16 protein-coding genes and 1 other annotated feature are annotated in these 19,091 nt (G+C 36.1%); of the genes, 3 read left to right on the top strand and 13 right to left on the bottom strand.

Annotated elements, in window-relative coordinates; genetic code table 11:
* Positions 1-8: 8 nt before the first annotated feature.
* The 5 genes from AC4BB7_RS01075 to fitA form a co-directional block, all read right to left on the bottom strand.
* A complete protein-coding gene (locus tag AC4BB7_RS01075; RefSeq protein ID WP_490484097.1) occupies positions 9-1,655 on the bottom strand; it encodes a peptide ABC transporter substrate-binding protein in 1,647 nt (548 codons plus the stop codon).
* Positions 1,656-1,900: 245 nt separating this feature from the next.
* Positions 1,901-2,135, bottom strand: a binding site (T-box leader).
* 194 nt (positions 2,136-2,329) lie between these two features.
* On the bottom strand, positions 2,330-3,295 hold the full coding sequence (gene fitD, locus AC4BB7_RS01070) for an iron chelate ABC transporter substrate-binding protein FitD (RefSeq protein WP_086315181.1): 966 nt from the start codon (positions 3,293-3,295) through the stop codon (positions 2,330-2,332).
* A 280-nt stretch (positions 3,296-3,575) separates the two neighbouring features.
* Positions 3,576-4,334 carry an iron chelate ABC transporter ATP-binding protein FitD gene (gene fitC / locus AC4BB7_RS01065; RefSeq protein WP_069639184.1) on the bottom strand — a complete coding sequence of 253 codons (759 nt, stop codon included), beginning with the start codon at positions 4,332-4,334 and terminating at the stop codon, positions 3,576-3,578.
* Complete coding sequence (fitB, locus tag AC4BB7_RS01060; RefSeq protein ID WP_490484096.1) at positions 4,331-5,299, bottom strand: iron chelate uptake ABC transporter family permease subunit FitB; 969 nt, start codon at positions 5,297-5,299, stop codon at positions 4,331-4,333. Before fitB ends, fitC begins: the two co-directional genes overlap by 4 nt.
* Complete coding sequence (gene fitA, locus AC4BB7_RS01055; protein WP_086315179.1) at positions 5,296-6,243, bottom strand: iron chelate ABC transporter permease FitA; 948 nt, start codon at positions 6,241-6,243, stop codon at positions 5,296-5,298. The genes fitB and fitA overlap by 4 nt, the downstream gene beginning before the upstream one ends.
* Positions 6,244-6,581: 338 nt before the next feature.
* Here fitA and AC4BB7_RS01050 point away from each other — a divergent pair, with 338 nt between their 5' ends.
* Complete coding sequence (locus AC4BB7_RS01050) at positions 6,582-7,034, top strand: YueI family protein (protein WP_086315177.1); 453 nt, start codon at positions 6,582-6,584, stop codon at positions 7,032-7,034.
* 180 nt (positions 7,035-7,214) lie between these two features.
* Here AC4BB7_RS01050 and AC4BB7_RS01045 read toward each other — a convergent pair whose 3' ends face one another.
* The 5 genes from AC4BB7_RS01045 to gshAB all read right to left on the bottom strand — a co-directional run bounded on the left by AC4BB7_RS01045 (position 7,215) and on the right by gshAB (position 14,206).
* On the bottom strand, positions 7,215-9,221 hold the full coding sequence (locus AC4BB7_RS01045) for an ABC transporter permease (protein ID WP_490484095.1): 2,007 nt from the start codon (positions 9,219-9,221) through the stop codon (positions 7,215-7,217).
* A 3-nt stretch (positions 9,222-9,224) separates the two neighbouring features.
* Positions 9,225-9,983 carry an ABC transporter ATP-binding protein gene (locus tag AC4BB7_RS01040; RefSeq protein WP_490484094.1) on the bottom strand — a complete coding sequence of 253 codons (759 nt, stop codon included), beginning with the start codon at positions 9,981-9,983 and terminating at the stop codon, positions 9,225-9,227.
* Positions 9,984-10,104: 121 nt separating this feature from the next.
* Positions 10,105-11,097: a sensor histidine kinase gene (locus AC4BB7_RS01035; protein WP_490484093.1), complete on the bottom strand. Its 993-nt coding sequence runs from the start codon at positions 11,095-11,097 to the stop codon at positions 10,105-10,107.
* A 5-nt stretch (positions 11,098-11,102) separates the two neighbouring features.
* On the bottom strand, positions 11,103-11,780 hold the full coding sequence (locus AC4BB7_RS01030) for a response regulator transcription factor (protein ID WP_490484092.1): 678 nt from the start codon (positions 11,778-11,780) through the stop codon (positions 11,103-11,105).
* 155 nt (positions 11,781-11,935) lie between these two features.
* Positions 11,936-14,206, bottom strand: a complete 2,271-nt coding sequence (gene gshAB, locus AC4BB7_RS01025; protein ID WP_490484091.1) for a bifunctional glutamate--cysteine ligase/glutathione synthetase — start codon at positions 14,204-14,206, stop codon at positions 11,936-11,938.
* 215 nt (positions 14,207-14,421) lie between these two features.
* Here gshAB and AC4BB7_RS01020 point away from each other — a divergent pair, with 215 nt between their 5' ends.
* Entirely contained in the window at positions 14,422-14,916 is a 495-nt protein-coding gene (locus tag AC4BB7_RS01020) for a cysteine hydrolase family protein (RefSeq protein WP_490484090.1), read from the top strand.
* A 199-nt stretch (positions 14,917-15,115) separates the two neighbouring features.
* On the top strand, positions 15,116-15,994 hold the full coding sequence (locus AC4BB7_RS01015; RefSeq protein ID WP_490484089.1) for a YitT family protein: 879 nt from the start codon (positions 15,116-15,118) through the stop codon (positions 15,992-15,994).
* Positions 15,995-16,541: 547 nt separating this feature from the next.
* Here the strand turns inward: AC4BB7_RS01015 and AC4BB7_RS01010 are convergent.
* The 3 genes from AC4BB7_RS01010 to AC4BB7_RS01000 form a co-directional block, all read right to left on the bottom strand.
* Positions 16,542-16,628 (bottom strand): type I toxin-antitoxin system Fst family toxin, encoded by an 87-nt coding sequence (locus tag AC4BB7_RS01010; RefSeq protein WP_139844076.1) that lies wholly within the window; start codon positions 16,626-16,628, stop codon positions 16,542-16,544.
* A 377-nt stretch (positions 16,629-17,005) separates the two neighbouring features.
* A complete protein-coding gene (ftsY, locus tag AC4BB7_RS01005) occupies positions 17,006-18,241 on the bottom strand; it encodes a signal recognition particle-docking protein FtsY (protein WP_086315153.1) in 1,236 nt (411 codons plus the stop codon).
* Positions 18,242-19,069 (bottom strand): Cof-type HAD-IIB family hydrolase, encoded by an 828-nt coding sequence (locus AC4BB7_RS01000; protein WP_490484088.1) that lies wholly within the window; start codon positions 19,067-19,069, stop codon positions 18,242-18,244.
* Positions 19,070-19,091 lie beyond the last annotated feature (22 nt).

Genomic DNA, 19,091 nt, shown 5'->3' with positions numbered 1-19,091 from the left:
GAAACTGATTAATCTTCTAAATAGGCTGTTCTCAGATTGAAATAATCACCATATAAGTGATAGCTGATTCCTTTAATTTTTGGATTGATCAAGTAGTTAGATGCACTTTGATAAAGCGGTACTTGCGCTGCATCTTGATCTAGTAAAATATCTTCTGCTTCTTTGTAGTTATCAAATTGTTTACTTGGTTTATTGGCATTCACTGTACGTGCATCTGTGATCAATTTATCATAGTCAGTATTTTTATATGACCCATAATTATAAGCAGATTCTCCAGCGTATAAATTAAAGTAAGAATCTAAATCACTGCTACCTGCGATCCAACCAGATAACGATAGTTCATAGTCTTTATCTTTACGCGTTTGTAAAACATTATTTTTTGGTTGCGCATTGATTGTGATTTCGATACCTTTTAAGTTTTCTTGCAATTGACTTTGGACATATTCTGAGATTTTCTTTCCATTATCATCGTCAGAAACTAAAAGCGATAACTTGATTTTATCTCCTAGATCAGCTTTGGCTTTTTCCCACTCCGCTTGCGCTTTTTTCACATCATGAACTAAATGGTCACCACTAAATTTTCTAAAGTCTTCAGAAGTTTCAGGATTTTTGTACAGGTTACTTGGAATCAAGCCATTTAATGGTTTTGATCCATCATTTAGCACGTTTTTCGTTAAGGCATCTTTGTCGATCGCTTGGGCGATTGCTTTTCTAAGATGGATATTTGCTGGCGCTGTTCCTTCTTTTTTATTGAAATCTAAATAATAATTGGCGACGTCTGAATGTGTGACATAGCCAGCATCATCGCTGTATTGTTGGACATATTGACCACTGATCCGAACTAGATCCAACTCATTTGACTGGTATAAATTAATCCCTGTATTCTCTTCTTTGATTGTATTCACTTTGACTTCTTCTAGTTTTACTTTATCGGCATCATAATATTCAGAATTTTTCTTTAATGTCCATGTATCTGATGATGCATCCCAGTTAGTTAAGATAAACGGTCCACTATAAATCAAATGGTCGCTGTCTGTCGCATAGTCTTTCCCTTGTTTTTCAACATAAGCTTGTTTTTGCGGCGCTAACCAACCGATCGATACGACTGTTAAAAATGATGGCTGTGCCTGTTCTAATGTGACCTCAAATTCTTTATCACTTGGTGCTGCAAGACCAATCTCGTCAATAGTTTTCTCACCATTGCGGATGGCTTTGCTGTTTTTTACATTATCTAATAAATAAGCATTTGGTCCGATCGTTGCTGGTGTTACTAATTTTTTCCACGAATATAAGAAGTCTTGAGCTGTAATTGGTTCGCCGTTACTCCATTTTATGTTATCTTTTAATGTAAATTTATACGTTAAACCGTCTTCGCTGATTTCTGCTTTTTCTGCTAGTCCTGGAATTGGTGTACTGTCGTCATCAAAACGATACAATCCTTCAAAAAGATGTTGAACGATCGTGAATGTATTTTTATCCATCGTTTGGGTAGTATCTAAAGTTGAAAGTGGTGCTGGTGAGCTGATTTCGATTTTTTGACTTGTTGCGATTGTTCCTTCTTCACTCTTTGTTGTTTCTTTTTTGTCGTTGCCCCCGCATGCTGTTAATAATAATCCCGTTAATACTGCACTTACGACTAATAACTTTTTCTTCATTTTATTTCCCCCTTCAGTATCTGTATACATTAACTACTCCTACCTTTTTGTGCAGATGTCAGAAAAGCTGAGTATTGTTCATCATCGAATCACTTTGTTCTTCGTGTTTTACAACAATGAGATCGAAACGAAGGCCCGTGATTCACTAGTATGGTAACTTCTCTCTCGTTGGTCGCCAAGTATTGTTCATCATCTACTCTGGCAGAGCCAATCGTAGTGATTCACAACAAAAAACTCTCATCCTATAAAAGGACGAGAGTTTTATACTTTCGCGGTACCACCTTCAATTGACTTTATAAAAAGTCCACTCTTTCAGTACAACCATACTGAGGCGCTGTAACAGGCGCACCTGAATTGATCTCAATATATTCGATCAATTTGTTCAAAGGCCATTTTCTTTTCCATATTCACTGTCTCTTCCCACCATCCGAGACTCTCTTTGAGTTATCTGAAAAATACTTTCCTCATCTTCACATTTAATTTTAATAGATAATGTATTACAAGGATTGTAGCATAAAGAGAGAAGAAGCGTCAATATAGGTATTAAAATTTATTGATCAAGCACTATTCATTTTTCATTAGATAAAACCATTAGAATTTATGTATTTAACAAAAAATAAACCTACATTCAATTTTCTGTTAGATAATATGAATGTAGGTCTATTCTGTTATTTTTATTTCAACGCTTTTTGTACATCTTCAATCATCAAGTGTGTAGATTCTAATCCGCCACCACTTAAATACCAAACGTCAGGCTGTAAAGAAATGACTTTATCATTTTTACCAGCATTTGTTTGTTTTACTAATTCATTATTTTCTACATTATCATTTGTATCATCGCCACCGATAGCTTTTGTACGGTCAACAACAAATAAAATATCTGGATTTTTTTCTAATACATATTCATACGAAACGCTTTGACCATGAGTAGATGCTTCAATTGCATCATCTGCTTGTTTGAAGCCAAATGTGTCGTGAACGATTCCAAAACGAGAGCCTGTTCCATATGCAGAAAGTTGCCCTTCATTTACCAGAACTACTAAAGCTTTTTGATTACTTGCTTGTGCTTTTTCTTTAACATCTGTAATTTCTTTTTCTAAATCAGCGATTTTTGTTTTTGCCTCGTCTTTTTTATCAAAGATTTCAGCTAATGTTTCGATGTTTTTCTTTGTGGAATTCCATGTGTCTTTAGCATCCACTGATAGATAAATTGTTGGTGCGATTTTACTTAATTTATCTTGGAAGTCTTGTTGGCGTCCAGAAATAATGATCATGTCTGGTTTAAGTTGATTGATTTTTTCTAAATCAGGTTCTTTGATTCCACCTGCTGATTCTACTTTTTTATAGCTATCTAAATATTTAGGCAAGTTTTTTGTTGGTGCACCGATAACAGTTTCTCCAACACCTAGCGCATCCATTGTGTCTAGTGAACCATTATCAAATACAACAACTTTTTTAGGATTCTTAGGAACTTCTACTGAGCCATTTGAATCGTTTACTGTGATCGTTGTTGCTGCATCAGAACTTGATTCTTTTGAAGCTGAACCGTCTGTTGCTTTTTTCCCGTTGTTACCACATGCACCTAAAGTAAGAAGTGCAATCATTGATACTGTTGCAATTGCTAGGAATTTCTTTTTCATTTTATTTCCCCCAGTTTAATTAATGTTTTTACATTTTTTCTACAATAGATTAAAGTGTTTTTTCTATTAATTTTCTCAAAGGCTGAACAAACGTGTTACGCTTTTCTTTTGATCTAGCTTCGAGCGTTAGCTCTTTCGGCAAATAGACAAAATCATTTCAAAGGTAAATAACACCTTTGAATGATTTTCCTAATTGCCTTGACACACAACGAAAGAAATGAGTTGATGTAGAAAGGTACCTACTTGGTTGCTCAAGAGCTGAACAACGCTCTCCGCTTTTCTAATTAAAATACATACAAAATCGTTTTCCTTCAATTTCACAAATTCGGATGTTCATATCATAAAGCTTATTCAACACTTCTGATTGAATAATGTCATCTGTACTACCATGAGTAAATAACCGACCATCTTTCATTGCGACGATCTCATCTGCATAACTTGCTGCAAAATTGATATCATGTAACACGATAATGACAGTTTTACCAAATTCATCCACCAAACGACGTAACGTCTGCATCATTTGAACCGCAAAGTTCATATCTAAATTATTCAAAGGCTCATCCAGCAAAATATAATCTGTATCCTGCGCTAAAACCATGGCAATATACACTCGCTGTAATTGCCCACCTGACAATGTATCGATCAGTTCATCTGCTAAATCTAATAGTCCAAGATTTTCCATTGCTTCTTCGACTTTTTCATGATCTTCTTTTTTTAAACGCCCTTTACTATAAGGAAAACGCCCAAAATTAACTAGCTCTCGAACCGTAATTTTCAGATTGATACCATTCGTTTGTTTTAAAATCGATAGCTTTTTAGACAGTTCACTTTGTTTCCAAGTTTTTACTTCGTTATGATCTAAATAAATTTCACCCGTATCTTTTGGAATCAAGCGACTCATCATTGAAAGCAACGTACTTTTCCCTGCTCCATTCGGACCGATAAACGCAGTTAATTTTTGCTCTGTAATTGGCAATTGAACCTCTGAAACAACAATCTTTTCACCATATCTTTTTGAAACATTTTTGATTTCGATCATCTGCGCTGCTTCCTTTCACTAATAATCTTTCCGACAAAATAGACACCGCCGCCAAATTCGATCACAATACTTAACGTCGTATTCAACTGAAACACTTGCTCTACAAGAAACTGCCCAAATACTAGTAATAAGATCGATAATAAACTACCACCTAAAAATAACTCACGATGTCGATAGGTACCCATTAACTGATAGCTCATATTTGCCACAATGAATCCAAGAAAAGTTACAGGACCTACCAAAGCTGTCGAAAGCCCAATCAATCCACTAATGACCGTCAATAATACAAACTGAAACCTAGGAACATTGATCCCTAGACTAGTCGCTTGCTCATTTCCTAAATGCAACACATCCAGCGCATGACTTTTTATCCATAAGAAGCCTACCAAAAGTGTGATCAAAACACCTGCAATCACGAGATGCTGACTATTTACATTACCAAAACTGGCAAATAATTTCCCTTGCAATAAATCATATTCATTAGGATCCATTACAACTTGTAAAAAAGTACTGATACTATTGAAAAACGTTCCTAAAATAATTCCGATCATCAACAATAAAAAGAGATCATTACCGCCCTTTTTCAATAAGAAACGAGACAACATAGTACTCGCACTGACCATCAATAAAACATTCAAAAGAAATGTCGCGATTGTTTCATTCCCTAAAAGCTGCTGTCCTCCTAAAAAAAAGAACAGTACAGTTTGAATAAAAACATACAATGAATCCAAGCCTAAAATATTCGGCGTTAAAAAGTGGTTCTGCGTCATCGTCTGAAAACTAATCGTCGAAAACGTCGCAGCGATTCCAACGAAAGCAAAAGCTAATAACTTTTTCCCTCTAAGTTCTAAAGCAAAGGCCCAATTCCCATATGTCTTATAGGATAGATACAAAGCGCAGACTGCAATCACGGCTATCAACAATACAATAATTTTCACCGCGGATGACTGGAAGAATTTTTTCATGCTGTTTTCCTCCTCATCAGTAATGCGATAAAAATAAAACTACCTAAAACGCCTACTACGACGCTGACGGGCACCTCATAAGGTGCAATCACCACACGAGCTAACACATCACATGCTAGTAAAAAGATACTTCCGCCAACTGCTGTGATTGCCAAAGTGTTTTTCATATGATCGCCATAACGCATGGATACAAGATTAGGAACGATCACGCCTAAAAACGGAATATTTCCTACCATGATCAAGACGACCGCACTAGATAAAGCCACAATGCCTAAGCCAAATAGCTGAATACGCTGATAATTCAAGCCCAGATTTGTCGCCATATCTTCTCCCATGCCAACTACGGTAAAACGATACGCAAAAAGATATGTGATAATCAATAACGGAATCGTCAGATAAAGCAACTCGTAATTGCCTTTCATCACTGTAGAAAAATTTCCCTGCAGCCAAGAAGACATATTTTGAACTAATTGAAATTGATAGGCAAAAAATGTTGCCACTGAACCAATGATATTCCCAAACATCACGCCGATCAGCGGAATCATAACTTGATTTTTTGCAGGTAAAAAGCGTGTTAAATAAATAAAAACTAACGTCCCGCCAAAAGCAAACAAGAAGGCAATAAAGGATCTGAATAATAATGGCGCGCTAGGAAACAGGATCATGACAACTAAAATCCCCAAACGTGCACTATCCATCGTCCCTGCCGTACTAGGCGAAACAAATTTATTCTGTGTTAAATGCTGCATGATCAAACCAGAAATACTGATCGTACTTCCTGCAATCACTAAACTGATCGTTCGAGGCAGCCTTGTTGTTAACAAAACTAATTGTTGCTGTGAATCCCATTGAAATAATTGTGTCAGAGAGATATCTTTCACTCCGACAAAAATCGATGATACGATCAAAAGGAGTAAGAGAACAAATAGGCCTATTTTTTTCATATACTTGCTCCGTTTTTCTACTTGCTAGAATGAAATACCCAAAATTAAACTCAGCTTGCTTCGCTTTTCTTTTTATCTAGCTTTACAAACTACTTCCTCTGAAAAAAGATAAAACATACGCATGCCAGAGAATGGCACAAGATTTTTGTTCTACCCTTCTAATTGAGAATGATTTTCATTCTTACTTCTTAGTCTATGCGATGTTATGAATAAAAGCAATACTTTTTTCGCTTTTATCCATTCTCAATTAGCCAAGAAATACAGTTCTTCCAGGCGCTTCTCACTTGTTCTATGCTATAATTTGAAATAAGACTAGATGGAAGCAGGTTAGATAATTAATGGCACAAGATGACTTACAGAAACATTTAGATAATGCAATGTATGGCACCCCGCTACTAAAACCAGAAGAACAACGCAAGTATATGGGGACTTTCCGCGAGCGTTGTTACTTGACGATGACGATTACACAGATGAAAAATACAGAAGATAAAGCGAATTTCTTAAAAGAATTGGCAAAACATCCAGATGCTACTGTTTTGCTGAATGGGGCGATGGAAATGAGCTTACAGGCGGCTTATATCAAATTGATCAATGAACAACAATTATCCTTTACCGTGGTCAATGATTTTGTTGAAAATACACCGGATGCTTTGGGCTTAGTTTTCACAGCTAAAGAAGCCGTGAATGAAGAAATAATCGATATTGAACAAAAATATCCAAAACAAACTGCTGAAACTTCCGAAACAGAACAATCAAAGAAAAGTTTTTGGCATAAATTATTTCGTTCTTAAAAAAGAGGTTGGGACAGGAGTGTTTAATCCCGAGAAATAAGAAGGAATTCACGAAAATTGCTCTTCAAATTTTTGTGAATTTCAGCTTATTTCCGATAAGATTGCTTCTGCTCCCACCGTTTATCTGGATTCCATGTGAGTGGGATATGACTCGAAGAGTTATGTCCCACTCTTTTTTATCTATCTCTCGACCAACTGATAATATACCTTCGAGGTACGCCAATAAATCACAAAATAACCTAATGAAAAAATCAACACACACCCAACAGTTGTCACAAACAATAAATTAGCATTCATTAACCCAAATAGTACCATCAGCTTCTTAATGATCGGAAAGGCAAAACTTAAATGGATCACAGCAACAATAATCGGTAAAAAGAAAACCAATAAAATTTGATGCTGAATCGCTTTTTTTACCTCTCTATGGCTCAAACCAACTTTTTGCATGATCGTAAAACGTTCACGGTCATCGCTGCCTTCCGAAACTTGTTTATAATAAATAATCAGAGTTGTTGCCACTAAGAAGCTGACCCCAAAAATAATTCCTAAGAAGAAAAAACCGCCGTATAATGAACGCATTTCTTCTCGGTCTTTATCGATCGACGTTACTGACAACGAGCGTTCTAAATCCTCATCGCCATTTGCCGCTACAATCTCTTGAAATTTTCCTTGTAACGCATTCGATACTTTGATCCGTTTATCCAATGTACCTGATACTTCAAAACTTACTATAGAAGCAGGGGTTGGTACAAATTTGAAAACAGACTCTTTGAATTCATCTGCTATTTCAGTATAAAACGATGTTGTCGCTGTTTCATCTGGTATCACGAGAATAAGCGAACCTAAAACTGCGTCTTCTTCTTTCGGAGCAAATATAAATTGCTCTAGCGTTTTTTTCACTTGGAATTCTTTACTACCGATCGTGATACTTTTTTCTTTATAATTTCCAGTAACTGGGTAAACAAACACTTCGTTTTTCGCTAATGTCAATGTTTTATCTTCTAAACGATTGTATTCACTTAGTGCTAAAAAACGAATCCCAACGACTTTGTTATAATTTGAAAAAGCTTCTTTTAAAGGCTCAAATGAATCATCTTGTTGCTTCAGCGTAACTAAATTACCTGAAAGTGTTACGTATTTAACATCTTTAACTGCTGATCCTTGTTTTTTTACTTCTTCAAGGATGATTTTTTTGGTTTCTTCCATGGGTAAAGCCACTTCTACAGAATTTTCAAATGGATTTCTACTTTGGATGATTTTTTCCTGCCCAATATACAAGCAAACCGTAGAAGAAATTGTCACTAATGCCATCGTACATAAAATAGAAATCGTAGCCAAACCTGCGCCATTTTGTTTCATTCGAAAAATCATACTAGAGATCGAAATAAAGTTATCTGGCTGATAATAGAATTTTTTATTTTTCTTCAATACCTTTAATAAAGTGATACTACCTGCGATAAAAATACTGTATGTTCCAATGATCACTAAAACTACTGCAATAAAAAATTGTGTCAGTGCTTCTACTGGTGATGTGATCGTCACAGAAATACCATAGCCAATTCCCAAACAAATAATTCCCGCTACACTAAACAACCATTTAGACTTAGGTTCTTTCTCACCAGAACTTCCTTGCCCGAACAATTCGATCGGTTTGGTTTTTCTGACTTCCCACGTGTCATATAAAAACGTTACTAAAAAAACACCTATAAACAATAACGTGACTTGTCCTAGGGATTCAACAGAAAATGCATAGACAAAATCAGCACCAAAACCCGTTAGACGTTTTAAAATCAAAAACATCAACTTAGATAAAATAGCCCCCGCTAGTAACCCCACAAGCAACGTAATAGCTAACGTTATCAGATTTTCAAAAAACATCATCACAGTTAGATTCTTCTTATCCATCCCTAAAATATTGTACAGACCTAATTCTTTTTTACGACGTTTCATTAAGAAACTATGCGTATAAAATGTAAAAACTATCGTGAAAATCATAATAATTTTGTTCCCTAAGTCAAACATCACTTTCAATGACTCTGCCCCTTGCAAGTGATCCAACCCTTGATTATTCCTCATAATTTGCATGATCATGTTTAACACGACCGTAAAAATTGCCGCAAGACAAAATGGGAGGTATACCGCACGATTTTTCTTAATATTGCTATAAGCTAAACGTAGATATAACATAACCTAGACTCCTTTCGACAGCAAAGTCGTCATTGTTTTTGAAATATCACTCAATAGCTCATCTTGCGTTTTTAAACCACGGTACAGTTGATGAAAAACTTGACCATCTTTAATAAATAATATTCGATTGGCGTGACTGGCTGCTATTGCGCTATGTGTAACCATCACGATCGTTTGTTTTTGCTGATTGACTTCTTGAAATAACTCTAACAAATTTTCAGAACTTTTCGAGTCTAAAGCGCCTGTCGGTTCGTCTGCCAAAACTAACTGAGGTTTTGTGATCAGTGCCCGTACCGCAGCAACACGCTGCTTTTGCCCGCCAGAAATTTCATAAGGGTATTTTTCTAATAACTGGTCAATGCCTAACGTTTTTGCTAAAGGTTCGATTCTTCGAGTCATTTCTTTGATATCCATTTTAGATAAGACAAGTGGTAAAAAGATATTGTCTTTAACAGAAAAATTATCTAACAAATTAAAATCTTGAAAAACAAATCCTAGATTTTCTCGACGAAATGCAGCTAATTTCCCTTCTGGTATCTCTGTAATATTTTTGCCATTTAGCGTAACCGTTCCGTTAGTCGGCATATCCAATGTTGCTAAAATGTTCAACAATGTACTTTTACCTGAGCCAGATTCCCCCATGATCGCAATATATTCCCCTTCTTCTACTTGAAAAGAAGCGTCTTTTAATGCGGTCACTTGATTGCCGCTAAATCTTGTTTGATAGATTTTTTGAATATGATTTACTTCTAATATTGCCATTACAATCGCCCCTGCCTATAATTTATCTACTATTCACTATAAACAAAAGAGCAAGCAAAGAATACTTACACTTTGCTCGCTAACCTTACAATGAGGTAAGGATTGGCTATAAATAGTTCCGTCATTCGATATCAAATATCTTTTGAGTAAGGTTTAGACTAACTTTTGTGCCCATTCCTACCTCTGATATAAGAGCGATTTGATGACCTAATTTGATTAAAATTTCTTTACTCATAAACAAGCCCAATCCTGAAGCGTTTTGATATGTTCTCCCATTAAATCCCGTATAGCCGCGCTCAAATACCCGTACAGCATCTTCTGGTAAAATTCCGATGCCAGTATCTTCAATAATCAATTCAGGCTGTGGCTCCTCATTCATGTAAATCCTTATCCCACCTTGATTAGTATACTTGATTGCATTAAATAGCACTTGCTCAAGTACGAATTGCAGCCACTTTTTATCACTAATAATCGTTTGGTTCGTCGGGTCCAATGAAAATGTCAGATTTTTATGAATAAAAAAGACAGCATATTTTTTCACCGTATCTTTAACCAGTTGATCTAAGTCGATCTCTTCAAAAACAAAATCCGTCTCTGTATGATTCATCCGTAAATACTGCAACATCATATCCAAATATTGATCAACTTTAAACAGTTCTTGTTTTAAAATATCTTGATCCAATTGATTTTCCTGCATTTTTAAATTCAATACGGCTATCGGCGTTTTAATTTGATGACTCCACATACTATAATAATCCATCAGCTTCTGATTAGCCGCTTCAAGTCTCCCTACTTCTATCCGATATTCTTTGTCCAGTACCGTCACCAAACGTTCATATTCTTTATCCAATAAAGAATATCCGCTTTTTTTCTGAGAAGGATATAATTTAGGTGCTTGAATCCCTTCTTTCAATTGTCGATATTTCCTGAGATAAAAATAAAACTGCACCCCCATTGTCACAATAATCAATAAAATAGAAAAAAGAATCGCATCAGAATACGCAGAAAATGGAATCTCATAGAGAAAAAAGGTCAATGCGAATAGTCCGACGATACCTAGATACGTAATAAGCGCTAAACGCTTATCAAATATGTAGTAGAGAAATAGTTTCATACCGTTTATCCTCCCTTACCTAAACGATAACCTTTACCTTTTTCTGTATATATCTGTTGATCCAAACCAACCTCAGCTACTTTTTTTCTTAAGCGAGTCATATTGACTGACAATGTATTCACATCAATAAATTCTTCACTTTCCCATAATTTCTCCATGATTTTTTCTTTTGGTACTAATTTTTCAGGTTGCTGAAAAAGCATTCCTAAAATTTTAGATTCATTTATTGTAAGCGCGATTGTTTGCCCCTCAAATCCAACTTCAAATGCTTCTAAGTCTAAATTAAATCCTTTGTAGTTCAAACTGTGAGTTGTCGGCAACATATCACTTCGACGCAAAATTGCTTGGATTTTTGCAACTAATATTTGTAAATCAAATGGTTTGGCGATAAAGTCATCTGCCCCCATATTCATCGCCATTAAGATATTCATATTGTCATCAGCTGACGATAAAAAGACAATCGGTACCTCTGTTTGTTTTCTTAACTCACTACACCAATAAAACCCATTATACAAAGGTAGGGAAATATCCATCAAAACAAGGTCAGGTCGGTACTGTAACACATCCACCGCCACATTTTGAAAATCCCCAGCAACTCGAATATCGAATCCCCATTTTCTTAAAAAAGCAGCAACTGTTTCTGTAATTTGTACGTCATCTTCCACTATATAAATTTTTTTCATTGTGTCCTCCAATACTTCATAAGCGCAATATTGTGCAACTTCTTACAATCCTCTTTCTTTTATTGTGGGAATTAATTATGCATTTGTCAAATCATTTTTTAGAAAATAAAATAAGAGATCAAAAAGCAATTAGCCTTGATCTCTTATACTTAGAATTATTCAAATACCTCTGGATACAACATCTTAAGCACATCCATCGTCAAATGACGTCCCTTACCTGAATGCGGATAAGCATGCATATGCATCGCTGGATTAAAGTTCGCTTCTATAATTCCATACGTACGACTATTCTTCATTCCTTTGACCGATTTATCTGGAACGATCAAGTCGATCCCACAAATCTTTGCCCCTAAAGCTTGGACTGCTTCAATCGCAATTTGTTTATAACTGTCATCAAAATTATCCGTTACATCGATTGAATCGCCGCCCGTGCTGACGTTAGAATTTTCCCGCAAATAAACGATCTGGTCTTTTTCCGGCACAGAAGTTGTTAAGAGATTTTGCTCTTTTAGCATCAAACGCTCTACATCCCCCAATTGAATCAGTTCTAATGGTGAGCGATGGTGGGTTCCTCTTAAAGGATCAAGGTTCTTTTCTGCTACCAACGCTTCAACCGAACGAATCCCATCACCAACAACATTGGCCGGCACACGCAACATAATAGCACGTACTTGGTCGTCTAATACAAAGAAACGGTATTCTGTCCCTGGTAGGAATTCTTCGATCAACACAGCTGAATCTTCTTTAAAAGCTAATTTTAATGCTTCTGTGTAATCAGCTAATGAAGCTCCCTCTTTAAAAATCGTGATTCCTAAACCATAATTTGTTGATTTAGGTTTGATCACAAAGGCTTTTTCGGCGTATTTTACATACGCTTGTTCTGCTTGCTCTATCGCATCAAACTCATCTCCACCTGGTACGGTAAAGCCAGCTTCTGCCAAAACTTTTTTAGTGACGGTCTTATTCTCCATAATCAAAGGAACAATGTAGCTATCTTTACTCGTCATATTCGCATTTTTCACATATTCGATATGATCGTTGTGTTTGAGTTTTAAAAATTGTTCTGCTTCATCTAATAATTCAACTTCTACACCTTTTTGGATGACATCAAATAAAAATAACTGCGTCGATAACTCCATATTTCTAAAACCAGCTAATTGATACGGTCGTTCAAAAGCCATTCCTTGATATTCTTTTCCGAAAATAATCCCCAATTCTTGATTTGAATTGCTTTCAATGATCGTCCACATTTTTCCAGCAATCGTTAAATCGGGTGTTCTTAATTGCGCGCGATGGACTTCCAATGATTTTTTCGATCTAAATAAACCTAATGCTTCAATCATCTCATCCATTTCCGCAAAAATACGGTCACCTTCCGCTAAAAGCTTCACTTGGGAAAAAGGATGGCCTAAGGCTACTTGCTCATTTAAGAAGTCGCCTGTCGCTACCCAATCATTCGGCGCTTCTTTTTCATCCGTCCATAGTAAATACAACATAAACAAATGAATGAACTCAAGCGATTCTTCATCCACACCTAATGGCGCAAATGGATTTAAATCTAGATTTCTAAGTTCGATATAACGAATACCCGTTTTAGGTAAATCAGCCATTTGCTTGCCACCACGTAAACGAACAGCTGAATAAAATTCTTTTTCTTCAGATAATATGCCGTTTTCAACCATTCGGTGAATGTCATTGATATAGTGTTGCAATGATTCGTAAGAAACTTTAACGTCCTCATTATTTTTATAACCAAACGAACTGTTGCGTAAACTTCTAACAGGCTCTTTCGGACGCTCTTCTCGATCCGTAAAATAACCAGACTCACTAACAGGAGATGCACCAAATAGATACGTGATCAGCCATCGGTAACGTAAATAGTTCCGTGAGACTTTCATATATAAAATATTTTTGAACTCTTCAATCGTTTCATATTCTGTTTGTGCTGAGAAAAGCTGCTCTACTAATTCGATGTCGTATTCAAAATTAAAATGAATTCCACTGACCATCTGTTTACGTTTGCCATATTCTCTTGCTAAATAACGACGATACAAAATCCCTTCAAACTGGTCTAACTTAGCGATTTTGATCTCTTCATCTTTTAATGGCAATTTTGGCGGCATACTTAACGGCCAAAGCATCTCATGCTTATTCATCGAACGCAATGCTACATCATGAATCGCTGCAAGATAGCGCATCATTTCATGAATAGAATTAGCCACAGGTGTGATCAACTCCATTTGAGACTCACTAAAATCGGTTTGTATGTATGGATGATAAGAACGATTTCCTAAAACCTCAGGATGATCCGTTGTCGCCAATTGACCATCAAATGTCGTACGCTGGCTTTCTTTTTCTAATCCAAATCGCGCAGCCATTACATATGGGCGCGCATTTTTTTGCTGTAACAACTCTTTAAATTTCATACTGTCGCCTTTCTTCCCCGTTATTATTCCATTACTCATCATTATATAGAAAAAGAGAAGTAAAAAGAATATTTTAGCTTAAATTTTGTCAAAAAGAATATAAACTTTCTTAATTTGTCCAAACAGAGAGTGCCTCATACTTTTTTTATCTGCTCTCTCTTCTTTCAAGTCACTGAACTTCATTGTATACTAGAAAAAAAATGAAGGAGGACATCATGAATACTAAAGCTTTGATTGTCATCGATCTCCAAAACGGTCTAGAAAATGATGGAAGTGGTTTATTTAATCTCACTAATCTATTGATTGGTGTAAATCAACGCATTGCAGATTACCGCAAGCACCATCTACCCATTATATTTATCCAGCATGAAGATGTTGAGTTAGTTGTCGAAAGCCTCAAATGGCAGTTATTTGATCAACTAGATGCCAGGTCTTACGACTTTTATGTCAGGAAAACCCATGCTAATTCTTTTTTTCAAACGAATCTAAAAGAATGTTTAGATAAACTCTCCGTCACTGAACTTGAATTTTGTGGTGCTCAGACAGAATATTGTGTTGATACTACGATCCGTATGGCTCATGGTTTAGGTTATACTTGTTTCATGAAACGAGGTTTAAGCACAACACTAGACACTGATTTGCTCGATGCTAAAACAATCATCCAGCACCATGAACATTTATGGGATCAACGATTTTTAACCTTTATTTGATTAAATAGCTATTGTTTTTTTTGTTCCCTCTAATTTTACCATACTACTCAACTAAAAAATTAAAATTATCTCATGATATATTCTAGTCATTCGTGATAGTATAACTAGGGGATATTTGTTGAACTATTTTTCTTTTGCTCTTATTATTCGTTTAACGATGAAATACCCGATATTCTTTGACAATGGAGGAACGTTTTACATGAAATTTACGAAGAGACAAATCCAAGATACGTTATACGTGACGATTGGTTCTTTTATTTTAGCAGTATCGATCAATTCGATTTTACTGCCAAACAAGATCGTAGCTGGAGGCGCAAATGGTATCAGTGTGGTAATCAACTATTTGTTCGGCACCAACCCAGCTTTAGTTTTATATGCAATCAACTTACCGTTATTACTGCTTTGTTTTTTACTTTTAGGCAAAGAAGTTGGGATCAAAACAATTTATGGTAGTCTGATCTATCCGTTTTTTGTAGGGATTACAACTCATTTACCTGTACTGACCCATAATATTTTCCTCGCAACAATCTTCGGTGGTATTTTGACTGGGATTGGGTTAGGTCTAGAATTTAGAGGAAATGCTTCAACTGGCGGAACAGCGATTATTTCTCAAATCGTGAATAAGTACTTCAAAATTTCATTAGGTGTATCGATTTTATTTGTGGACGGTCTGGTGATTTTGTCAGCTCTATTTGTTTTCAATACAGATACAGTACTCTTTTCTCTGATTTGTTTATACCTTATTGGACGAGTGGTCGATATGGTTCAAGTTGGCTTTGTTCGTTCGAAAAATGTCATGATCATTTCACCGAAATATGCGGAAATCAAAGAGAAAATCTTAGTCGATATGGATAAAGGATTAACGATGGTTCCAATCGAAGGTGGCTATCAAAAAAATCCAAGCATGTTGATGATGACGGTTATTAGTGAAAAAGATTTTGCAAAGATCAAAGAGAATGTCTTGGCAATTGATGAAGAAGCGTTTATTGTGTCAATGAATGCGAGTGAAGTTTTTGGTAAAGGATTTAGTTTGAAGAAAATTGCTGAAGATTATGGGATCGAAGCGAATAATTTGTAATAGAAAAGCGAAACAAAACGTTTAGCTCTCATGAAAATTAGGAAATCTTTGGAAAGATGTTCTTTGTCTTTTCAGAGATTTGTCTATTTTACTTGAGGGCTGATTTGTGTAGCTAGATCAAAAAAGCGAAACAAAGCGTTCAACTCTCATCAAAATTAGGAAATCTTTGGAAAGATGTTCTTTGTCTTTTCAGAGATTTGTCTATTTTACTTGAGGGCTGATTTGTGTAGCTAGATCAAAAAAGCGAAACAAAGCGTTCAACTCTCATCAAAATTAGGAAATCTTTGGAAAGATGTTCTTTGTCTTTTCAGAGATTTGTCTATTTTACTTGAGGGCTGATTTGTGTAGCTAGATCAAAAAAGCGAAACAAAACGTTCAACTCTCATGAAAATCAGGAAAATAGTTTGGGAGCGCATCTTTTCCTCTATACAAAATCTTCTCTTAATGATATAATTAGTTTGCATACAAAAAACATAGAGTACACTAAACCCCAGGAGAGTGTGGTTCTCCTGGGGTTTTTCGTGGGCTAATGCCGCCATATTTTGTTTTACTTCTTCTTTTTGGTATTTAGCCAATACTCAAATAAAGAGATCAATACTCCTACAAGAAGTGGGCAAACAAATGCTAAAAACATAGAGCACACCTCCTTTCAGTCGTAAGACTGGCGGATAGGCGACATATTAAAATACGCTAGTTTGTTCCGATCACATTATTTTTTACTATTGAGCATTAGGTGCAGTCAGCCACTGACATTTCTCCCCTAATTCTAAATCTCCTTTTTTACCGAATATAATCGACTACTTGAAAAAGAAGCAAAAAAAATGATAGGTTAGATCAAGAAAAAGGCTGCAACTGATTTTATTAGAAAGTGAGCACTACACTTCTTCAATATTTTCCGTACATATAAAAATGAAGCTCCTTAAATCAAATAAAAAAAACAGCCTTTGAATAGTCATCTATTGACGTATTCAAAAGCTGTTTTTTAATTCAAGCTACGCTATAAACTCGCTTTTAATCTTCTTCTTTCAACAATCCTTTAAACAATCCAATCGCAAAATCATTTGCATCAAACGGCTCTAAATCATCAATGCCTTCACCCAGTCCCACTAGTTTTACTGGTAAGTGCAACTCATTACGAATGGCTAAAACGATCCCACCTTTTGCTGTCCCATCCAGTTTAGTTAAGACTAAACCTGTGACATCGGTTGTTTCTTTGAATTGCTTTGCTTGTGACATCGCATTTTGTCCTGTTGTAGCATCTACTACAAGCAAGACTTCATGCGGTGCATCTGGCAATTCACGCTGAATCACGCGCTTGATTTTTTCTAATTCGTTCATCAAATTGACTTTATTTTGTAAACGTCCTGCTGTGTCAACAAGTAAGATATCCGCATTCTCAGCTTTAGCACGGTCTACTGCATCAAAGACAACTGCCGCTGGATCACCACCTGCATTTCCTCGGACAACTTCTACCCCAGCACGTTCGCCCCAAACAACTAATTGATCGATGGCTCCTGCTCTAAAGGTATCTGCGGCTGCCATTAACACTTTTTTGCCGTCTTGTTTGAATTCATGCGCTAGTTTACCGATACTGGTTGTTTTACCTACTCCATTTACACCGACAAATAACATGACAGTTAATCCTTTTTCTTGAATATTCAGCGCATTATTTTCTTCAATACCTTCTGCTTCGTACAAATCAACCATTTTCTCGATAATCGTATTTTGAACAGCTGCTGGTTTTTTCACGTTGCGTAGTTTCACTTCTTGACGTAAGGATTCTGTGATTTTAATCGCTGTGTCAAAACCAACATCTGCACCAATCAAGGTTTCCTCTAATTCTTCAAAGAAATCCTCATCAACTGATCGGAAATTCGCGAATAATTCATTCAAGCGTTCACCGAACGTTTTGCGGGTTTTTTCTAAGCCCTTTTCATACTTTTCTTGGACGATGATTTCCTCTTCTTGTTCCTCAATAATTTCAGGATCAACCAGTTCTTCTGCTTGGGTAACAGGATTTACTGTAATCAGAGGGTCGATTTCTGGTTCTCGTTCTTTTTCAGGCTCTTCTGCTGCTTCAAAAGTCTCCTCTTGTACTTGCTCTAGTGATTCCGTATCAGCTTGTTTTTCTTCTGGCATCACTTCTTCTTGAACGGGCTCTATGACTTCTTCATCTGTCTTGATTTCAGCAGGTGGTGTTTCTTTTTCGTTCATAAAGGCTTTTTTTATTTTATCGAAAAATCCCATTTAATTCCCTCCTCTCAATGGTTCTAAAACAAATTTTTCAACGGCTTGTGCAACACCATCATTGTCGTTCGTATCCGTAATAACATCTGCCAAGTCTTTCACCTTAGTGACAGCATTTTCCATCGCTACACCAAGTCCTGCATATTCGATCATCGGCAGGTCATTTTCTTCATCACCGATCGTCATGATTTCTTCTTGTTTGATGCCTAAATCTCTGGCCAATAAAGAAATTCCATAGGCTTTTGTGATTCCTTTAGGCATAAATTCTAGTAAATTACTTCTCGTTTTGATGATTTCATAACGGTCGTAAAATGGCGTAGGTATCTTTTTGATTTGCTCATCTAGATACGTTTGTTCTACCGCAACAACTGCTTTATTGTAAATTTTATCAGCTGTCAATTGAGCTAATTCGTATGACTCATATGTCAGTAATTTATTTAGTTGACTATATAAAGATTCATGGTCCTGTGTCGTTGGCAGTTGCAAGACAAGTCCATCAGACAAAATATCCAGAGGTACATTTAACGATGTAGCCAGCTCAAATAAATCGTGGATATTTTCCAAAGGCATGGATGATTTTTCAATGATTTCACCTGTATCATTTTTTTGAACTAATCCGCCATTAAAGGTGATGCTGTAATCGCCGTTATCTCGCAAATTTAAAGCGTCTAAATAAATGCCGATAGCAGCTAACGGTCGACCTGTACAAATGACGATTTTAACACCTGCAGCTTTAGCTTGTGTTAAAGCTTCTTTATTTCTCGAAGAAATTTCCTTCTTACTATCTAGTAATGTGCCATCTAAATCGATAGCGACCAGTTTAATCAACCCAATTTTTCCTCCCATCCTA

The organism is Enterococcus sp. AAFC-DPL-5182, from assembly GCF_058216605.1.
Note: the sequence above shows the minus strand (reverse complement) of the source record. Positions and strands in the feature narration are given on the sequence as shown.